This is a genomic window from Sedimentitalea sp. (assembly GCF_039973035.1).
Classification (GTDB): domain Bacteria; phylum Pseudomonadota; class Alphaproteobacteria; order Rhodobacterales; family Rhodobacteraceae; genus Sedimentitalea.
This window is the reverse complement of record NZ_JBDWLR010000057.1, coordinates 1-16,126: the sequence shown is the minus strand read 5'-3', so window position 1 is coordinate 16,126 and position 16,126 is coordinate 1. Positions and strand designations below refer to the sequence as shown.

12 protein-coding genes and 3 pseudogenes are annotated in these 16,126 nt (G+C 56.2%); 8 read left to right on the top strand and 7 right to left on the bottom strand.

Going from position 1 to position 16,126, the window contains the following annotated elements; all coding sequences use genetic code 11:
* Positions 1-33: 33 nt before the first annotated feature.
* From ABJO75_RS13815 to gyrB, 6 genes are all read left to right on the top strand, one after another.
* Complete coding sequence (locus ABJO75_RS13815) at positions 34-810, top strand: acryloyl-CoA hydratase (protein ID WP_348126875.1); 777 nt, start codon at positions 34-36, stop codon at positions 808-810.
* Positions 811-992: 182 nt separating this feature from the next.
* On the top strand, positions 993-1,256 hold the full coding sequence (rpsT, locus tag ABJO75_RS13810; RefSeq protein ID WP_348126873.1) for a 30S ribosomal protein S20: 264 nt from the start codon (positions 993-995) through the stop codon (positions 1,254-1,256).
* A gap of 561 nt (positions 1,257-1,817) precedes the next feature.
* On the top strand, positions 1,818-3,191 hold the full coding sequence (dnaA, locus tag ABJO75_RS13805; protein ID WP_348126870.1) for a chromosomal replication initiator protein DnaA: 1,374 nt from the start codon (positions 1,818-1,820) through the stop codon (positions 3,189-3,191).
* A gap of 197 nt (positions 3,192-3,388) precedes the next feature.
* The gene (gene dnaN / locus ABJO75_RS13800; RefSeq protein ID WP_348126867.1) at positions 3,389-4,507 is read left to right on the top strand and encodes a DNA polymerase III subunit beta; all 1,119 of its coding nucleotides are present in this window, start codon (positions 3,389-3,391) and stop codon (positions 4,505-4,507) included.
* A 48-nt stretch (positions 4,508-4,555) separates the two neighbouring features.
* Complete coding sequence (recF, locus tag ABJO75_RS13795; RefSeq protein WP_348126865.1) at positions 4,556-5,656, top strand: DNA replication/repair protein RecF; 1,101 nt, start codon at positions 4,556-4,558, stop codon at positions 5,654-5,656.
* Between the two features lie 114 nt (positions 5,657-5,770).
* Complete coding sequence (gene gyrB / locus ABJO75_RS13790) at positions 5,771-8,188, top strand: DNA topoisomerase (ATP-hydrolyzing) subunit B (protein ID WP_348126862.1); 2,418 nt, start codon at positions 5,771-5,773, stop codon at positions 8,186-8,188.
* Positions 8,189-8,796: 608 nt separating this feature from the next.
* Here gyrB and ABJO75_RS13785 read toward each other — a convergent pair.
* Positions 8,797-9,687: an AraC family transcriptional regulator gene (locus ABJO75_RS13785; protein WP_348126861.1), complete on the bottom strand. Its 891-nt coding sequence runs from the start codon at positions 9,685-9,687 to the stop codon at positions 8,797-8,799.
* A 161-nt stretch (positions 9,688-9,848) separates the two neighbouring features.
* On the opposite strand from ABJO75_RS13785, the gene ABJO75_RS13780 reads away from it, so the two are divergent.
* Positions 9,849-10,802, top strand: coding sequence for an SDR family oxidoreductase (locus ABJO75_RS13780; protein WP_348126858.1), 954 nt, complete (start codon positions 9,849-9,851; stop codon positions 10,800-10,802).
* Between the two features lie 476 nt (positions 10,803-11,278).
* On the opposite strand, the pseudogene ABJO75_RS13775 reads toward ABJO75_RS13780, so the two are convergent.
* The 4 genes and pseudogenes from ABJO75_RS13775 to ABJO75_RS13760 all read right to left on the bottom strand — a co-directional run.
* Positions 11,279-11,431 (bottom strand): annotated as a pseudogene (locus ABJO75_RS13775) (transposase); the annotation flags it as partial.
* Between the two features lie 100 nt (positions 11,432-11,531).
* A complete protein-coding gene (locus ABJO75_RS13770) occupies positions 11,532-11,804 on the bottom strand; it encodes a helix-turn-helix transcriptional regulator (protein WP_348126855.1) in 273 nt (90 codons plus the stop codon).
* Complete coding sequence (locus tag ABJO75_RS13765; protein WP_348126852.1) at positions 11,797-12,810, bottom strand: hypothetical protein; 1,014 nt, start codon at positions 12,808-12,810, stop codon at positions 11,797-11,799. The genes ABJO75_RS13770 and ABJO75_RS13765 overlap by 8 nt, the downstream gene beginning before the upstream one ends.
* Positions 12,807-13,607 carry a hypothetical protein gene (locus tag ABJO75_RS13760; protein WP_348126849.1) on the bottom strand — a complete coding sequence of 267 codons (801 nt, stop codon included), beginning with the start codon at positions 13,605-13,607 and terminating at the stop codon, positions 12,807-12,809. The genes ABJO75_RS13765 and ABJO75_RS13760 overlap by 4 nt, the downstream gene beginning before the upstream one ends.
* Before the next feature lie 505 nt (positions 13,608-14,112).
* On the opposite strand from ABJO75_RS13760, the pseudogene ABJO75_RS13755 reads away from it, so the two are divergent.
* A pseudogene (locus tag ABJO75_RS13755) lies at positions 14,113-14,250 on the top strand (transposase); the annotation flags it as partial.
* A 34-nt stretch (positions 14,251-14,284) separates the two neighbouring features.
* Here the strand turns inward: ABJO75_RS13755 and ABJO75_RS13750 are convergent.
* Both ABJO75_RS13750 and ABJO75_RS13745 read right to left on the bottom strand, forming a co-directional pair.
* Positions 14,285-15,414, bottom strand: a protein-coding gene (locus ABJO75_RS13750; RefSeq protein ID WP_348126846.1) for an IS3 family transposase whose coding sequence is annotated in 2 segments (ribosomal slippage) — positions 14,285-15,171 and positions 15,171-15,414 — 1,131 coding nt in all. Because the reading frame shifts where the segments join, the coding sequence is not laid out codon by codon here.
* Between the two features lie 171 nt (positions 15,415-15,585).
* Positions 15,586-16,126 (bottom strand): annotated as a pseudogene (locus ABJO75_RS13745) (cytochrome C); the annotation flags it as partial.

Here is a 16,126-nt window from a genome sequence, read left to right as displayed (position 1 = left end):
CGAATCTGACCGGAACAACCGAAAGCGAAATCCATGGCCTTTGAGACGATCAACGTCGATGTTGATGATCACATTGCTCTGATCCGGTTAAACCGGCCGGATGCACTGAACGCTCTGAACACGCAGTTGCTGAAAGAGCTGTGCCAGGCGCTGGAAGACGCGGATGCCAACGAAAAGGTGCGTTGCATCATCGTCACCGGTTCCGACAAGGCGTTCGCGGCGGGTGCGGACATCAAGGAAATGTCTGAGATGGGCTTTGGTGACGTGTTCACCATCAACCTGTTTGCCGATGCCAACGATCGCATCTCCAAGATCCGAAAGCCGATCATTGCAGCCGTGGCAGGTTACGCTTTGGGCGGCGGGTGCGAATTGGCGATGGCGTGTGACTTTATCATCGCTGCTGATACGGCCAAATTTGGTCAGCCCGAAATCAACCTTGGTGTCATCGCCGGATTGGGCGGCACCCAGCGTCTGACCCGTTTCGTGGGCAAATCCAAATCCATGGACATGAACCTGACCGGTCGCTTCATGAACGCTGAAGAAGCCGAGCGCAGCGGGCTTGTCAGCCGTGTCGTTCCGGCCAAAAAGCTGATGGAAGAAGCCACCAGCGTGGCGGAGAAGATCACGGAAAAATCGAGGATTTCAGTTCTCGCCGCCAAGGAATCGGTTAACCGCAGCTATGAGACGACCCTTTCGGAAGGTCTGTTGTTCGAACGTCGCGTGTTCCATTCGATGTTCGCAACCGAAGATCAGAAAGAGGGCATGGCCGCCTTCCTCGAAAAGCGGCAGGCGCAGTTCCGCGATAAGTAAGCCTCACAGTGGCAGCTTGGTACATTACCGGTTGGCAAAGACGCCGAAACTGGGTAGGAGCCTCTGCTATACATGCGCGTGCGGCCCGCTCAGGCTAGAATCACACTGGTGGATCAGAATCCGGTTGGGGACTTGCATCGCGCAATTGAAATGAACCGAAACCGAACAAAGGTCTGAACACCATGGCAAATTCGCCGCAATCCAAAAAACGCGCCCGTCAGAACGAGGCACGTTTTGCCGTCAACAAAGCCCGCCGCTCGCGGATTCGCACCTTCCTGCGCAATGTAGAAGAAGCCATCGAATCCGGTGACAAGGAAGCCGCAGGCACAGCGCTGCGCGCAGCCCAGCCTGAACTGATGCGTGGCGTGTCTAAAGGCGTCTTTCACAAGAACACGGCATCGCGCAAGATGTCCCGCCTGGCCGCACGGGTCAAAGCTCTGAGTTAACGCTTCGTCAACTTAGGACAAAAGTTAAGTAATACAAAGGCGTTGCTCTGCAGCGCCTTTTTTTATTGGCTGTGTCTCTTCTGCACAATTGAAACGGCGCAGAGATTCTTTGCATCGGAATCGTGAGTCAACAACAGAGTTTCATTGCCGCTCCGCACCCGAAATTGCTACCACTGTTCCAGCGATTCACTTGCTTGGGGGGACAGGCGGTATCCAAAACATGACTGATCTGCTTTAGCCATGTGACGGATATCATGCTGGGTGGTACGGCTGCCAAACCGACCGCTTCTGCTTGCTACGAAGGTTAGGGTAAAACCCGATTTTCGCAGCCCTGTCATAACATGTCTGTGTAACAGTGCTTTGTCAGCCAACGTATTCTGTACGGATAGCGAACCTTGACCCTGTTACCACAACTGCAGCGCCGATGGGACCGGCGCGTGCGGCACCAGTTGTGTGACTGGTGCATGACCCCGTGTTGCGTGGATCCAGCCGGAATCTGCTCCGGTCAAACAATGGAAAAAGGCCAAAAGGCCAATAAGCACGGGATGCGTGAGGCGCTGCATGACACAAGAAAAATGGGGACAACTCAAAATCGGGCTGCTCAAAACGGTGGGCCAGAACAACTATACAACCTGGATCGAACCGCTTGAGTTCGAGCAGCTGCAAGACGGCGTCGCCATATTCAACGTTCCCACCAATTTCATGGGTAACTATGTCAGCCAGAATTTTGCTGATGTCATTCTGTATGAACTGAACATTGCAGGCGCAAATGTTCAGCGTGTGACATTCCGCGTTTCGGCCAACAGTACCGCCAACCCGTCGCCACGGCTGGTGTCCGAAGCTCCCAAGGCTGATGTCTCGACGAGCGAAGCGACGACTTCGACAGGCGATGCGCTTCAGGCCGCGCCGCTGGACTCCCGCTTTACCTTTGACACGTTTGTGGTCGGCAAGCCGAATGAACTGGCCCATGCTGCCGCCCGGCGTGTCAGCGAAGGCGGTCCCGTCACTTTCAATCCCTTGGTTCTTTATGGTGGCGTCGGGCTCGGCAAAACCCACCTCATGCACGCGATTGCGTGGGAATTGCGCAAGCGCAAACCCGAACTCAACGTTCTTTACCTGTCGGCCGAACAATTCATGTACCGCTTTGTTCAGGCCTTGCGTGAGCGCAAGATGATGGACTTCAAGTTCCTATTCCGGTCGGTTGATGTTCTGATGGTGGATGACGTTCAGTTCATCGCCGGCAAGGACAGCACGCAGGAGGAGTTCTTTCACACCTTCAATGCCCTCGTGGATCAGAACAAGCAGATCATCATTTCTGCGGACCGGGCACCGGGCGAGATCAAGGATCTTGAAGACCGGGTGAAATCCCGTCTGCAATGCGGTCTTGTGGTCGATCTGCACCCGACGGACTATGAACTGCGGCTCGGAATTTTGCAGGCCAAGGTCCAGCAGTACCGCGATGCCTATCCCGGTCTGGAAATTGCCAATGGGGTGCTTGAATTCCTCGCACAGCGAATTTCGACAAATGTTCGCGTGCTGGAAGGCGCGCTGACCCGGCTTTTTGCGTTTGCATCTCTTGTCGGGCGTGAGATCGACATGGAACTGACGCAGGATTGTCTTGCAGATGTACTGCGCGCCTCGGAACGCAAGATCACGGTCGAGGAAATCCAGCGCAAGGTTTCCGACTATTACAACATCCGCCTCAGCGACATCATCGGACCCAAACGGCTGCGATCCTATGCAAGGCCACGCCAGGTTGCGATGTATCTGGCCAAGCAATTGACCAGTCGTAGCCTGCCGGAGATCGGTCGTCGTTTTGGTGGGCGCGACCATACCACCGTGATGCATGGCGTGAAGCGGATCGAGGAACTCAAGGGCATCGATGGCCAGATCGCGGAAGATGTGGAAATCCTCCGCCGGGCGCTCGAAGCCTGATCTTTACCCAGCTAAAAACAACATGGGGCGCGCGTGCGCCCCGTTTCGCACCATTGCTCTGATGCAATACAAGCGATCTGCCTGCGTCTGGCCCCTTGACGCCCGAATCATTCCAGCGGACAAATTCACAAAAAACTTGTGCTGACCGGGCAAACCGTTAGGTTGCCCATCCCGGCCTATGCAGAGGATCGAAGGACATGAAATTCAGCATCGAACGCGGCACGCTGCTCAAGGCCGTGTCTCAGGCCCAGTCGGTCGTGGAACGCCGCAACACGATCCCGATCCTCGCGAATGTGCTGATCGAAGCCGAAGGTGATCAAGTTCTGTTCCGTGCCACCGATCTGGATATCGAGGTGGTCGACAAGGCTCCGGCACAGGTTGAGCGTGCGGGTGCGACCACCGTAGCCGCCACGACCTTGCACGAAATTGTTCGCAAACTGCCCGATGGCGCGCTTGTTTCGCTCACGGCAGATGCAGCCGCAGGCCGGTTGACGGTCGAAGCCGGGCGCTCGAACTTTTCGCTCGCGACCTTGCCGCGGGAAGATTTCCCGGTGATGGCGTCCTCTGACTATGAGTCCAATTTTTCCGCACCTGCAGGTGTACTGCGCCGGTTGTTCGATAAATCCAAGTTTGCGATCTCGACCGAGGAAACCCGGTATTATCTGAACGGGGTTTACATGCACGTCGCCGATGCGGATGGCGGCAAGGTGCTGCGTTGCGTTGCAACCGATGGTCACCGGCTGGCCCGTATTGATGCAGACCTGCCCGACGGAGCGTCTGATATGCCGGGTGTGATTGTACCGCGCAAAACCGTTGGCGAACTGCGCAAACTTCTGGATGATGACGATATGGCGATTGCCGTCTCGGTCAGCGAAACGAAAATCCGTTTCGCCACGCCGGACATCACGCTGACATCCAAGGTGATCGACGGCACGTTCCCCGACTATTCTCGCGTAATCCCGCAAGGCAATACGCGCCGGCTCGAGGTGGACGCGGCAGAGTTTGCACAGGCGGTCGATCGTGTGGCCACGGTGTCTTCTGAACGGTCGCGTGCGGTCAAGCTGCAACTTGAAGAAGACAGGCTCATCCTGTCCGTGAATGCCCCCGACAGCGGCGCGGCAGAAGAGGAACTGGCCGTCGCCTACGGCGATGAACGGCTGGAGATCGGATTCAACGCAAAATATCTGCTTGAGATCGCTAGCCAGGTCGACCGCGAAAACGCGGTGTTTATGTTCAACTCGGCAGGCGACCCCACCCTGATGCGGGAAGGCAATGACCAGAGCGCGGTCTATGTGGTTATGCCGATGCGTGTCTGATCTGGGTGGTTTTGATCATCGCTTGCCCCAGTCATTGCGGGGACAGGCATGTCGCTGTCCCTGACTGAACTCACCCTATCGCATTTCCGGTCTCACAGGCTGGGGCGTCTGACGCTGGATTCTCGTCCCGTCGCGATCTTCGGTCCTAACGGTGCGGGCAAGACCAATATTCTCGAAGCGGTTTCCCTGTTCTCTCCGGGGCGCGGGTTGCGTCGCTCCAGCGCCGACGACATGACCCGTCGGCCCGAAGCCTTGGGGTGGAAGCTGACCGGTGTCTTGCAGGCGCAGGGATCGGTGCACGAGATCGAGACATGGTCCGAAAAAGGCGCGGCGCGGCAGGTCCGGATTGACGAGAAATCGGCCAGCCAAATCGCTTTGGGTCGGATTGCGCGGGTTCTGTGGCTAATCCCCAGCATGGACAGGCTGTGGATCGAAGGCGCGGACGGGCGGCGGCGCTTTCTGGACCGGATGGCACTCAGTTTCATGCCTGAACATGCCGAGGTCTCGCTGACGTATGAAAAGGCCATGCGCGAACGCAACCGATTGCTCAAGGATCAGGTGCGGGATGCCCATTGGTATGGCGCGCTAGAAGCCCAGATGGCCGAGGCCGGGCATTGCATTCATCGGAACCGGGTCAGGGCGCTGGCCTTGCTGTCCGGCGCGCAAGAGCAGGCAGAAACCACGTTTCCGGCGGCAGATTTGGAACTGGTTCAGACCGAGGGCGAGATGCCCGAGGCCCAAAGCGACCTGCGCGAGGCCTTTGCCGAGAGCCGATTTCGTGATCTGGCTGCCGGTCGTACTCTGGTGGGGCCGCACCGAGCCGATCTATACGGCGTATACGCGGCCAAATCGGTGCCTGCGCGCGATTGTTCGACGGGCGAGCAAAAAGCGCTGCTGGTGTCGCTGATCCTTGCCAACGCGCGGGCGCTGGCCGAGCAAATTGGCGCACCGCCGATCCTGCTGCTGGACGAGGTGTCAGCGCATCTGGACGCAAACCGGCGGGCGGCTCTCTATGACGAGATCTGCGCTCTTAGCGCTCAGGCGTGGATGACCGGAACCGGTCCGGAACTGTTTGCGGAACTGGGGTCTAAGGCGCAGAGGGTCGAAGTGACCGAGGTGAATGGGGTCTCTCAGATCGCCGTCGCCTGAGCAGTACCGGGTAATCAGGTCGTTCACGTCATCGCACCACAAAATATAGCGCAATCGCGTGACATCCCCCCCCATAATTCGTATAAGATGCAAAAAAGAAAAGGGATATTTCGGATGTCCGAAGACGTAAAGCTGCCGGAAGAATATGGCGCGGATTCTATCAAGGTCCTCAAGGGCTTAGAGGCCGTCAGAAAACGCCCCGGCATGTATATCGGAGATACCGATGACGGGTCCGGTCTGCACCACATGGTGTATGAGTGTGTCGACAACGGCATCGACGAAGCTTTGGCGGGGCACGCGGATGCCGTGACCGTTAAAATTCACGCCGACAGCAGCGTTTCGGTCAGCGACAACGGCCGTGGTATTCCGGTGGGTATCCACGAGGAAGAAGGCGTTTCCGCCGCCGAAGTCATCATGACCCAGCTGCACGCGGGCGGTAAATTCGACAGCAATTCCTACAAGGTGTCCGGCGGTCTGCACGGCGTTGGCGTTTCGGTTGTAAACGCGCTTTCGGTCTGGCTCGAATTGCGCATCTGGCGAGATGACAAAGAGCATTACGCGCGCTTTGAACATGGCGAGACTGCTGAGCATCTGCGCGTCGTGGGCGCTGCCGAAGGCAAGACCGGAACCGAAGTGCGCTTTCTGGCATCGACCGATACGTTTTCGAACCTGGAGTATTCCTTCGAGGTTCTGGAACGGCGCCTTCGCGAACTGGCATTCCTGAATTCAGGCGTGCGGATCATTCTGATTGATGAACGCCCGGCCGAACCTTTGCGGAGCGAATTGTTCTATGAAGGCGGCGTCAAGGAATTCGTCAAATACCTCGATCGCCACAAGACATCGGTTATGGAAGAGCCGATCTTTATCACGGGCGAACGAGACGATATCGGCGTCGAAGTGGCCATGTGGTGGAACGATAGCTATCACGAGACGGTGCTGCCTTTTACCAACAACATTCCGCAGCGGGATGGCGGCACGCATATGGCGGGTTTCCGCGGCGCGCTGACCCGGACGATCAACAATTACGCCCAGTCCAGTGGCATCGCCAAAAAGGAAAAGGTGAGCTTTACCGGGGATGATGCGCGCGAAGGGTTGACCTGTGTCCTGTCGGTCAAGGTTCCTGACCCAAAGTTCTCGTCTCAGACCAAGGACAAGCTGGTCAGCTCCGAAGTGCGCCCGGCAGTTGAAGGGTTGATGAACGAAAAACTTGCCGAATGGTTCGAGGAGAACCCCAGCCAGGCCAAAGTCATCGTTGGCAAGATCATCGAGGCCGCAGTGGCCCGAGAGGCTGCGCGCAAGGCCCGCGATTTGACCCGGCGCAAAACAGCGATGGACGTGAATTTTCTCGCTGGCAAACTCAAGGATTGTTCTGAAAAAGATCCGTCCAAAACCGAAGTGTTCCTCGTCGAGGGTGACAGCGCTGGTGGTTCAGCTCAGACCGGACGTGATCGACGCACACAGGCCGTACTGCCCCTGAGAGGCAAGATACTCAACGTGGAGCGTGCGCGGTTCGACCGGATGTTGTCGAGTCAGGAAATCGGCAACCTCGTCATGGCGCTCGGCACCGGCATTGGCCGGGATGAGTTCAACATCGACAAGCTGCGCTACCACAAGATTGTCATCATGACCGATGCTGACGTGGACGGCGCGCATATCCGGACGCTGCTTCTGACGTTCTTCTATCGGCAAATGCCGGAACTGATCGAAGGCGGATATCTCTATATTGCGCAGCCGCCACTTTATAAGGTCGCGCGCGGCAAATCCGAGGTTTATCTCAAGGATCAGGCCGCGTTTGACGAGTACCTGATTCAGCAAGGGGTCGACGGTGCTGTGCTGCGTCTGGGATCCGGCGAGGAATTGTCGGGACAGGACCTCGCGCGCGTCGTGGATGAGGCACGACAACTGCGCCGGGTGCTTGATGCCTTCCCGACGCACTATCCACGCCACATTCTGGAGCAGGCCGCTGTTGCGGGCGCCTTTGTTCCGGGCGCGGTGGATGCCGACCTGCAAGGGGTTGCGGACAAGGTGGCAACCCGGCTCGACCTGATCGCGCTGGAATACGAGCGCGGTTGGCAAGGCCGTATCACACAGGATCACGGAATTCGTCTGGCCCGCATTCTGCGCGGCGTCGAAGAGGTACGAACGCTGGATGGCCCAATGCTGCGCTCTGGCGAAGCACGCAAGACCGGCAGCTTCACCAAGAGCCTGCAGGATATCTACGCCACTCCGATCACCCTCGTGCGTCGCGACCGAAACCAAACCATCTATGGCCCGCTTGGCCTGTTGGATGCGATCCTAGACGAGGGCGCAAAAGGGCTGACCTTGCAACGCTACAAGGGCCTCGGAGAAATGAACCCCGGGCAGCTCTGGGAAACGACACTCGATCCAGACGCCCGCACGCTGTTGCAGGTCAGGGTCGAAGACATGGCCGAAGCCGATGACCTGTTCACCAAGCTAATGGGCGATGTCGTTGAACCACGTCGAGAGTTCATCCAGAAAAACGCGCTCAGTGTGGAGAACTTGGATTTCTGATGTTTTGTAGGGGTGCGGATAACATTGCCCGCACCCCATAGTTTTGCATTCGCTGCGCATAATTCTGCACGTTTTTGCATTCAGAGTTGTAGGGCTTTCAGATTTACAACTTTCGCGTGAGCAGTCTGGACAACGAAGTGCTTTGCCATCCGGCATGCCGCCAACGTATGCTTGCCCATCTTGAGCCTATTTCGCGGAATATACGTCGGCTAGGCGCATTCGACATCCTTACGCACCTAGCTAGTTTCTGACCCACAACTACTATCATGATGCCGCACTCCCGTATCCTCCGTCACATACGGAAAGAACCTCGGGATAGGTTAATAGCACATCACATGTCTGGTCAGGGACACAGGCTGAAGCATTATCTTTATTGCAAAAATCGAGTGGCTGACGGGCTTCCTCTATTAGGAATTGTTTCAAACATCTTGATGACGAGACGGCGCTTCCGGCCCTTTGCCGCCGTCCGCGGGGCGATTTGGATGCTGCGGTGCGGCCCGTCGAACCAGCCGTTCGCTGCGTACGCAAAATCCCGTAGCAATCGAACTCACAGTGTGCGGACGAAGCTGCCGTTCGATGTGCCTTCATAAAGGTCCGCTAAGTTGGCCCTAGACCACCCCTGTCGCAAGTTGTTGGTCGTAACTCCATTGTCGGGGTGACTGGCCGTACACCCTTTTGAACTCACGGCTGAACTGAGATGCGCTTTGATACCCCACGTCCCAGGCCGCCTCGGAAACAGACATTCCTTCGGAGATCTTCATAGCGGCATTGTTCAGCCGCATCGTTTTCACGAACTGTATCGGAGACATGGTCGTAGCTTCCTTGAAACGACGGTGAAACACCGCGCGGCTCATGCCGACATGATCGGCCATGTCATCGATGGTGACCTGTTCGTTCAGGCGGTTCGAGAGATAGTCGATGGTGCGCGCGATTTCGTTGCCGACGCCAAAGGCCCGTCTTGCGGCGGCCCCCGCCTCGCCCATGAGCACCGCGTAACACAATTCGCGCAATCGCCCCGATCCCAGTACCTCCAGATCAACCGGATTGTCTAGCAACTCCAGAAGCCCTAGCAAAGCCTGCGTGAACCTAGAATCCCAAGACGCCAATGCTAAAGCCTGTGGTATTCCCTCCCGATACTGTCTGTTGCCACCGACTGCGGTATCGATCTCCATAGTGAGTTCACGCATCATCCGTGGTACCAAAGTGATCATGACGCCAATTAGAGGCTCCGCCTCCGACGCCTGTGGCGTACCTGCCTCTACCGGTATGGTCATTGGGCAAAGCAGATATGTGTCGCAGCCATAGACGTGGTGCTTTCCGTCCAGCACAGCTTCCTTGGTGCCGTTGAGGATGGCTACAACCGTAGGCTCGTAAATAGCAGGGATACAAGGCATGGCCTCGGTCACCCGGAAAAGCTGGACGCCTTTAAGCGCGGTATCGACAAGGCCTGCCTTGGGCAGAAGGCGCTCAATAAGGTTTTTGATCTGTTCTTTGCTCATGCACTCTAGCTGGCAGAGGACTTTCCTCTTTGCAATGTAATTGAGACAATTGGGCAAGTAACCGAGAGAATTTCGTCTGTTTAGATCCGCAATCTGGAAATATCTGCTCCTTCAAGCATCAACACCCTTAAACGCCAGCTTGAACTGGCAGGAGACTGAAAATGGCAGATACGACATTTGGACCCAAAGGTTGGACACCCGAACGACTCGGCGACCAGTCAGGCAAGACCTATCTCATCACTGGCGCTAACGCTGGCGCAGGGTTCCAAGCCGCGCGTATTTTGCTGAAGAAGAACGCCAAGGTGGTGATGCTGAACCGCTCAGCCGAGAAATCAGAGGCGGCCATCGCGGACCTGAAACAGGAATTCGGCGCGCAAGCCGATGTAAGTTTCATCCGCATGGACCTGTCCGTTTTGGACAGCGTGCGCGAGGCTGCCGAAGAGGTTCTGAATACCGTGCCAAGCATCGACGCGCTGATAAATAACGCGGCCATCGCGCAGGTACCGACGCGCAAGCTGACCGTCGACGGCTTCGAAAGCCAGCTTGGCACCAACCACTACGGACATTTTCTGCTCAATGGTCTGCTCTTTGACCGCATCGCGGAAAGCAAAGGCCGGATCGTGGTCGTCGCCAGCCTTGGCTACAACATGGGCCTCAAAACCATCAAGTTTGACGACATGAACTGGGATGAGGGCTACGGCGCAAACACCGCCTACTCACAAAGCAAGCTGGCGCAGATGATGTTCGCATACGAATTGCAGGACCGTCTGGCCGCTGCGGGGCGCAAAGAAGTAAAGGTTTTCGTCTGCCATCCCGGTTCTTCGGCGACGTCTCTGATCACAACAAGCGGTAGCCGCACGATGCGTTTCATCTGGTGGCTGATGACCAAGACGCCAATGGTCCAGACCGCAGAACAAGGCTCATATCCTGAGGTGATGTGCGCAACCGAAGAGACCCTGATCGATCAACGCGCCCTTTATGGTCCGACAGGCCGCATGGAAGCGGTCGGCCCGGTCGGCAAGGGTACACTGAATGCTCACGCCCATGACAAGGCTGTCATGTCTCGTCTCTGGGAGGTATCCGAAAAAGCTGTCGGCCACGAGTGGCATCTTTGACAGATTAATTGAATTCGGTTGCCAGCGCACCAGTCCAGAGAACGGACATTGGCGCGCCGTGCAGCATTCGGGAGGTATGGGCTCTCTACAGCCGTTAGATCGTTCGCAGCATGTTCCCCGAATTAGGTGCCTACCACCAACAAGGACGGCCCTTTCAAGGCATTCGTTCTTTGCGCGGCATGATGCGGTGCTTCGACCTGAAGGGCGAATTCCAGACCTTCTCTGTGTGTGCGAGCCGATCACACTCAAGCATAGGAAGCCGACCTTCATATGAGCCCTTAGCGGGGAGCGTTTCTGCGCAGCCGCCAGTCGACAGACAAGAGCCTGAACCGGGAAGGTCCAGACATAGAGTTCGTCAACCAGCCGGTTTTCGAGCAATGTCTGGATAGGTTGACTGCTACCTTGCACGCTGAGCGGCAAGCCATCCTTCTTCTTCAACTCCGCGATCCCTTTGGCCACGTCGCCGATGATCGGTTGGGCGCATCGCGCCAGCGTAACCCATTACGGTTGATGAAAATAATCCCGCTCAGCACCCTATGGCCATCAACACGCGGTTTGCCGTGGGACTTCGGGAATTAGGGCTTCAAACGCGCCATCTGCGCGTCGCTCAACCAGCAAGGATCAGACATGTCACCGCTCAGTTTTCCAGAGGTGACTCAAGACGCTCGACTGAGATCAATGGGTCCTGAGCCTAGTTCGGAGGTTTCACTAGAAGTCGTCGTTCGTTGCTCATGGATCAAAACATACCATATCGCTGATGACTTCCCAGATCTCTGGATGTTCCTCGGAAAGCACGACTTCAAGCAACCTGTGTTTGGGGATGCCACAGGCCACGGCAAGACCCGGGACGCGAGGAATTGGAATCTTAGTTTCACCAGATTTCATCATGGAGATGACGTTTGGTCGGCTAAAAACCGCCCGACGGGCGATCTCCTTTTGGGTTAGGCCAGAGGAATTGATAGCGGCGGACAAGAATGTAGCAGCTCTGGATACCTCAGTCATCTTCGTGGCCCTCTTTTATATGTTTCATGAGTTCCTTTTCCGACCGGACGTGCGCGTCCAGTTCCTGTTGTGACATGCGGACCCAGCCGGTCCCGCGCACGATACTCCATCCACCCCTGTCTCCCGGCGGCGGACGACGCCAGGCCGGGTCAGACATCTCCTGAAGATCGCGCAAGGCATCTCTGAAACCGTGAACGTGTCTCTCACTGCCTTTTTCCCCGATGGTAAATGTACCGCGCCGTTCCAGACCGTGATGGAAGAAAGACCCATCCCGAGCCATAGGCACGAATAGAGGCTGAGCATAGGTATAGGTGGTGATCTCTCCATCGTAATTCGGACGCGCGGTTCGCCAGATCGACGGGCAAAAGCTGGGACGTTTCTCCAGCCAATCCATCGCGGATTTGGCCGGCACAAGTCCGTTCTCGCGCCGCAGCGTAGAGTTTTGACCAGAAAGCATGTTACGCATACGACTCATCTTGACCCCACCGAAGAGCGCGAGCGCCTCTGGTTCGATTGGACGGTCGTGGTCGAGTGCCCACCGTCCGCGGGCCAGTAGAATGGTCTCCTCAAGTTGCCTTTCACGATCCCGCCCTAGCCAAGCTTCCAAGGGACAGATCGCCAAAAAGCGGTCTGCTGTGTCCACCATGCCCTCGAGACGTGTTTCGATGACAGACTGGTCCTCGTGCTCTCGTGCCTCGATATCGATCCCATAGTGGGCGTAGGCACTAAGATTGTGCAGCATCTGGCCCAGAGGCCATTCGCTGAAGGCACCTTGCACGTTCGTCTTGAGGCCTTCCCGCCAATCGTCCTCTCCCTCGGCGAGGGTGCCAATCAGAAGCTTCATGCCTACGTCGGCATTTTCGGCGCCAACGATTTGGCTCAGAAAGTCGCCGGCGGCCCGGACCAATTCCACGAGTGTTGCCCCGGGATCGTTTGCGTAATCATATCCAATTTCGAATTCGCGGATGCGCTCCTCATAATCCATATCGCGCGGTAGCCCTGTCATGCCCGCTCTCCCAGTTCTTTGATTTTTGTTTTCAAATCGTCACGCGCGGCATCGAGCCGTGCGGCATTCGTTTTGACCGATAACAGCGCTTTCGGTTTGCGACCGAGGAAGTAGGCGATGCGTTCGCCGCTGGCTCCGCTCGGGTGCGGCAGCCCGCTCAAGACCTGTGCCTCTGGAATGCCTGCACGAGGCGCGGCCCATTCCAGTGCTTCACTCACCTTGGGGCCAAGGGGCACATATAGAGCATCTGGCAATTGCCGCATCTCTGAGACAAGGCAGGTTTCAAGCTGGCTCCGTAGAACTGGAACGCGCGTCATTGAAGGGGCGCCCGAATAATTTTTCCCGTCAACGAAAACCGGGTAGCGAAGAGCTGATGTGAAATGCACTAGGTTGGAGGCCGTTCCCCACAAGGCGGCCGTGCTCTCGAGATTGAGCAACTGGGCGACGCCGATGTCGTCGAGCATGGCGACGAGGTTCGCCCGCATTGGCCCGGAAAAACTCGCATGCACTTTAGCCGCCGCGAGCGCTGCATCCTGCTCCATACCGGCGCGCAACTGGCGCCGGCATTCTTGCAATGCGTTAGCCATCTGCTGGCGCCCAGGCGTGATCCCGACGATCACTATCTTCGCTGCCCGGCTCACATGATCGAAGGGCGCATAGGCAATATGGATCCGCTTGGGACCTTGCTGCGCTCCGTCAATCAACAGGGTGGCCGGAGTGTCAATTTCACGTTTCAGCTCTTCATCGGATGCGTTCTCGATCCAAGGCAGAAATTTGTGTGCAAATGTATAGGGCATATTGGTTCCTTCAGTGGAAGAGTGGGCGTTGAGAGAAAGCAACAGTGATTATCCTGTCATTCGAAGAGACAACGTAAGCTTTGCGAAACTTGTTCAGAGAACTTGAAACGTTAACCCCAAAGTCCTCGCGTAACTTTCTCAAGCTGGTTTTGGAAAGCGCATACTTCCGTGCTCCATCGCGGGCCTTTCGGCTCTCTCCATACTCGAGGATCATCTTGACCACGGAAATCGAGATTGCGCGCTCAGCAGCGCGCTGTCTGGCGTGAATAGTAAGTGGTAGAGCGGCGTCATCCATGTAGGCGTCCTTAGTGATATTTCGTATCACTGTTGTCGCCGCTCACTCGATGATTCGCAAGCGTTAAATTACGTTATATGCGATATCACTATAGCCGCTTCTTGCGACTTTAACACGGTTGTGCCCCTTTCTTAGGCTCCAGACTTGACCTGAGACCTTAAACCTCCTCCACTTTTGAGTAGGATCCGTCCCAAGCATTGGAGACGGAATATGAAGAAGTCACGGTTTTCAGAAGAGCAGATCATCGGGATGATCAAAGAGCAGGAGGGCGGTGTCCCAACGGCTGAGGTGTGCCGCAAGCATGGCATCAGCACAGCGTCGTTCTACAAATACAAATCGAAGTTTGGACCTGTCCCGCTTTTGTGCCGCCCCAAGTGCTCGTTTAAGCCACCTTGCGTTCGAAAGCGACCGGGCTTTTCCAACCCAATGCTGAGTGTCGACGGCGCGGATTGTAAAAGCCGTTTATGTATTCGAAGATTGCCATCTCAGCCTTGCGTCGTGTTTCCCAAGGATGCCGCCAGATCAGCTCTGCCTTGATCGTCTTGAAGAACGTCTCAACGGCCGCATTATCGTAGCAATTACCTTTGCCAGACATCGATACCTTGAAGCGATGCTGGCGCAGGATTTTCTGATAGTCATGAGAACAGTATTGCGACCCGCGATCCGTGTGATGGACGCAGCCTGTTGGCGGTGACCGGAAGGCGATGGCCATCTTCAACGCACGGATCGCCAAATCACGCTTCATCCGATTGCTGACCGCCCAGCCAATGACACGGCGTGAATGCAGGTCCAGGATCACCGCAAGATAAAGCCAACCTTCTTGGGTCCAAACATAGCTGATGTCACCGGCCCATTTCTGGTTAGGCGCGTAGGCGGTGAAGTCACGATCCATTAGGTTCGGCGCAATGTTGAACTTGTGATTGCTGTCTGTGGTGACCTTGTGTTTACGGGTTCTGACGACGGATATACCATTCTGGCGCATCAACCTGCCAACCCGGCGATGTCCGACGTCCAAGCCGATTTCCTTCAACTCTTCCGTCATCCGTGGCCTGCCGTAGCTGCCTAAGCTGAGACGAGATTGTTCTTTGATATGTGCCAGTGTGACGAGATCGGACCGCTGTCTACGGCTTGCGGGGCGACTTCGGAAAGCACGTAGATCGCGTGCGCTGACACCGACAACATTGCAAATTCGGCTGGCCGGAAAGTCGGACCTATGCTCTTCGATAAACCTAAATCTCATTGCTTTAGGCCCGCGAAGAACTGGGTGGCCTTTTTTAGGATTTCCCTCTCCTCCTTGAGGAGCCGGATCTCACGTCGAAGTCGATCATTCTCTTTGGCGAGGCTCATATCCCCTCTTGACACCACATCCGTGTCTCGATGCGCTGTGATCCATTTGTTCAGCGTCGACATCCCAACACCAAGATCGTCAGCGACCTGCTTGCGTGTAAGCCCACTGGTCAATGCAATGCGCACCGCATCATGGCGGAATTCGTCTGTCCGTTTCAGTCCCATACTTAATCTCCTTTGTGGCAGTAAATGCTATCAAAGGAGCGGCATCGAACCGCGACAGGTCCAGTCATTGCCGCCATTCGCGGCGACCGCGAATTATGATGATCAGCGAACTTGCAGTCTGCGGACCAAGGAGACCTTACGTTGTCAGTGCACCACCAAGCTTCAAATGGTTTAACTATCGTCTGGGAGGGGCGGCAGCTGGCGTAGGTACAATACAACAGCGTCCAGGTCGTTTGCCTTCATCGCCGCATAATGATGATATCCCATGGGCGGATGCATCCTGGAACCATCCGGCCGTACGCCTTTGGTAATCATAGTCTTTATTTCTGCATCGCTGTACCCGGCCAACCCATCTTCATGTGTGGTCAAATTAGCTGCTATCGATGTTCCCCATGGCCCGTGAAACTCAACCCCTCCTGCGCCAAGATGCGTATCAAACATCCGCCCTCTTTCTCCCATTGGAGTATGACATTCGACGCAGTGTGCAACCGGTCCTGCGAGGTATTCCCCGTATTCGACGCTTACCGCACGAGGGGGAGCGGAAACACTTTGAAGCGGTGGCCCATAGGCGGGCGGCAACGGAATATTATATGTGGAGAATGGCGTTTCATTCTCGCTTGCTGGAACCGTTCGGAGGAATGCAACGATGGAGTAAACGTCATCGTCGGACAAACCTCTGTAAAGGCTCATTGGCATTGGCGGCCCGATGACG

Excerpts from the sequence above, each read along its gene's own strand:
- ABJO75_RS13815 (WP_348126875.1), top strand. The coding sequence starts at position 34 with ATGGCCTTTGAGACGATCAACGTCGATGTTGATGATCACATTGCTCTG.
- rpsT (WP_348126873.1), top strand. The coding sequence starts at position 993 with ATGGCAAATTCGCCGCAATCCAAAAAACGCGCCCGTCAGAACGAGGCA.
- dnaA (WP_348126870.1), top strand. The coding sequence starts at position 1,818 with ATGACACAAGAAAAATGGGGACAACTCAAAATCGGGCTGCTCAAAACG.
- dnaN (WP_348126867.1), top strand. The coding sequence starts at position 3,389 with ATGAAATTCAGCATCGAACGCGGCACGCTGCTCAAGGCCGTGTCTCAG.
- recF (WP_348126865.1), top strand. The coding sequence starts at position 4,556 with ATGTCGCTGTCCCTGACTGAACTCACCCTATCGCATTTCCGGTCTCAC.
- gyrB (WP_348126862.1), top strand. The coding sequence starts at position 5,771 with ATGTCCGAAGACGTAAAGCTGCCGGAAGAATATGGCGCGGATTCTATC.
- ABJO75_RS13785 (WP_348126861.1), bottom strand. The coding sequence starts at position 9,687 with ATGAGCAAAGAACAGATCAAAAACCTTATTGAGCGCCTTCTGCCCAAG.
- ABJO75_RS13780 (WP_348126858.1), top strand. The coding sequence starts at position 9,849 with ATGGCAGATACGACATTTGGACCCAAAGGTTGGACACCCGAACGACTC.
- ABJO75_RS13770 (WP_348126855.1), bottom strand. The coding sequence starts at position 11,804 with ATGACTGAGGTATCCAGAGCTGCTACATTCTTGTCCGCCGCTATCAAT.
- ABJO75_RS13765 (WP_348126852.1), bottom strand. The coding sequence starts at position 12,810 with ATGACAGGGCTACCGCGCGATATGGATTATGAGGAGCGCATCCGCGAA.
- ABJO75_RS13760 (WP_348126849.1), bottom strand. The coding sequence starts at position 13,607 with ATGCCCTATACATTTGCACACAAATTTCTGCCTTGGATCGAGAACGCA.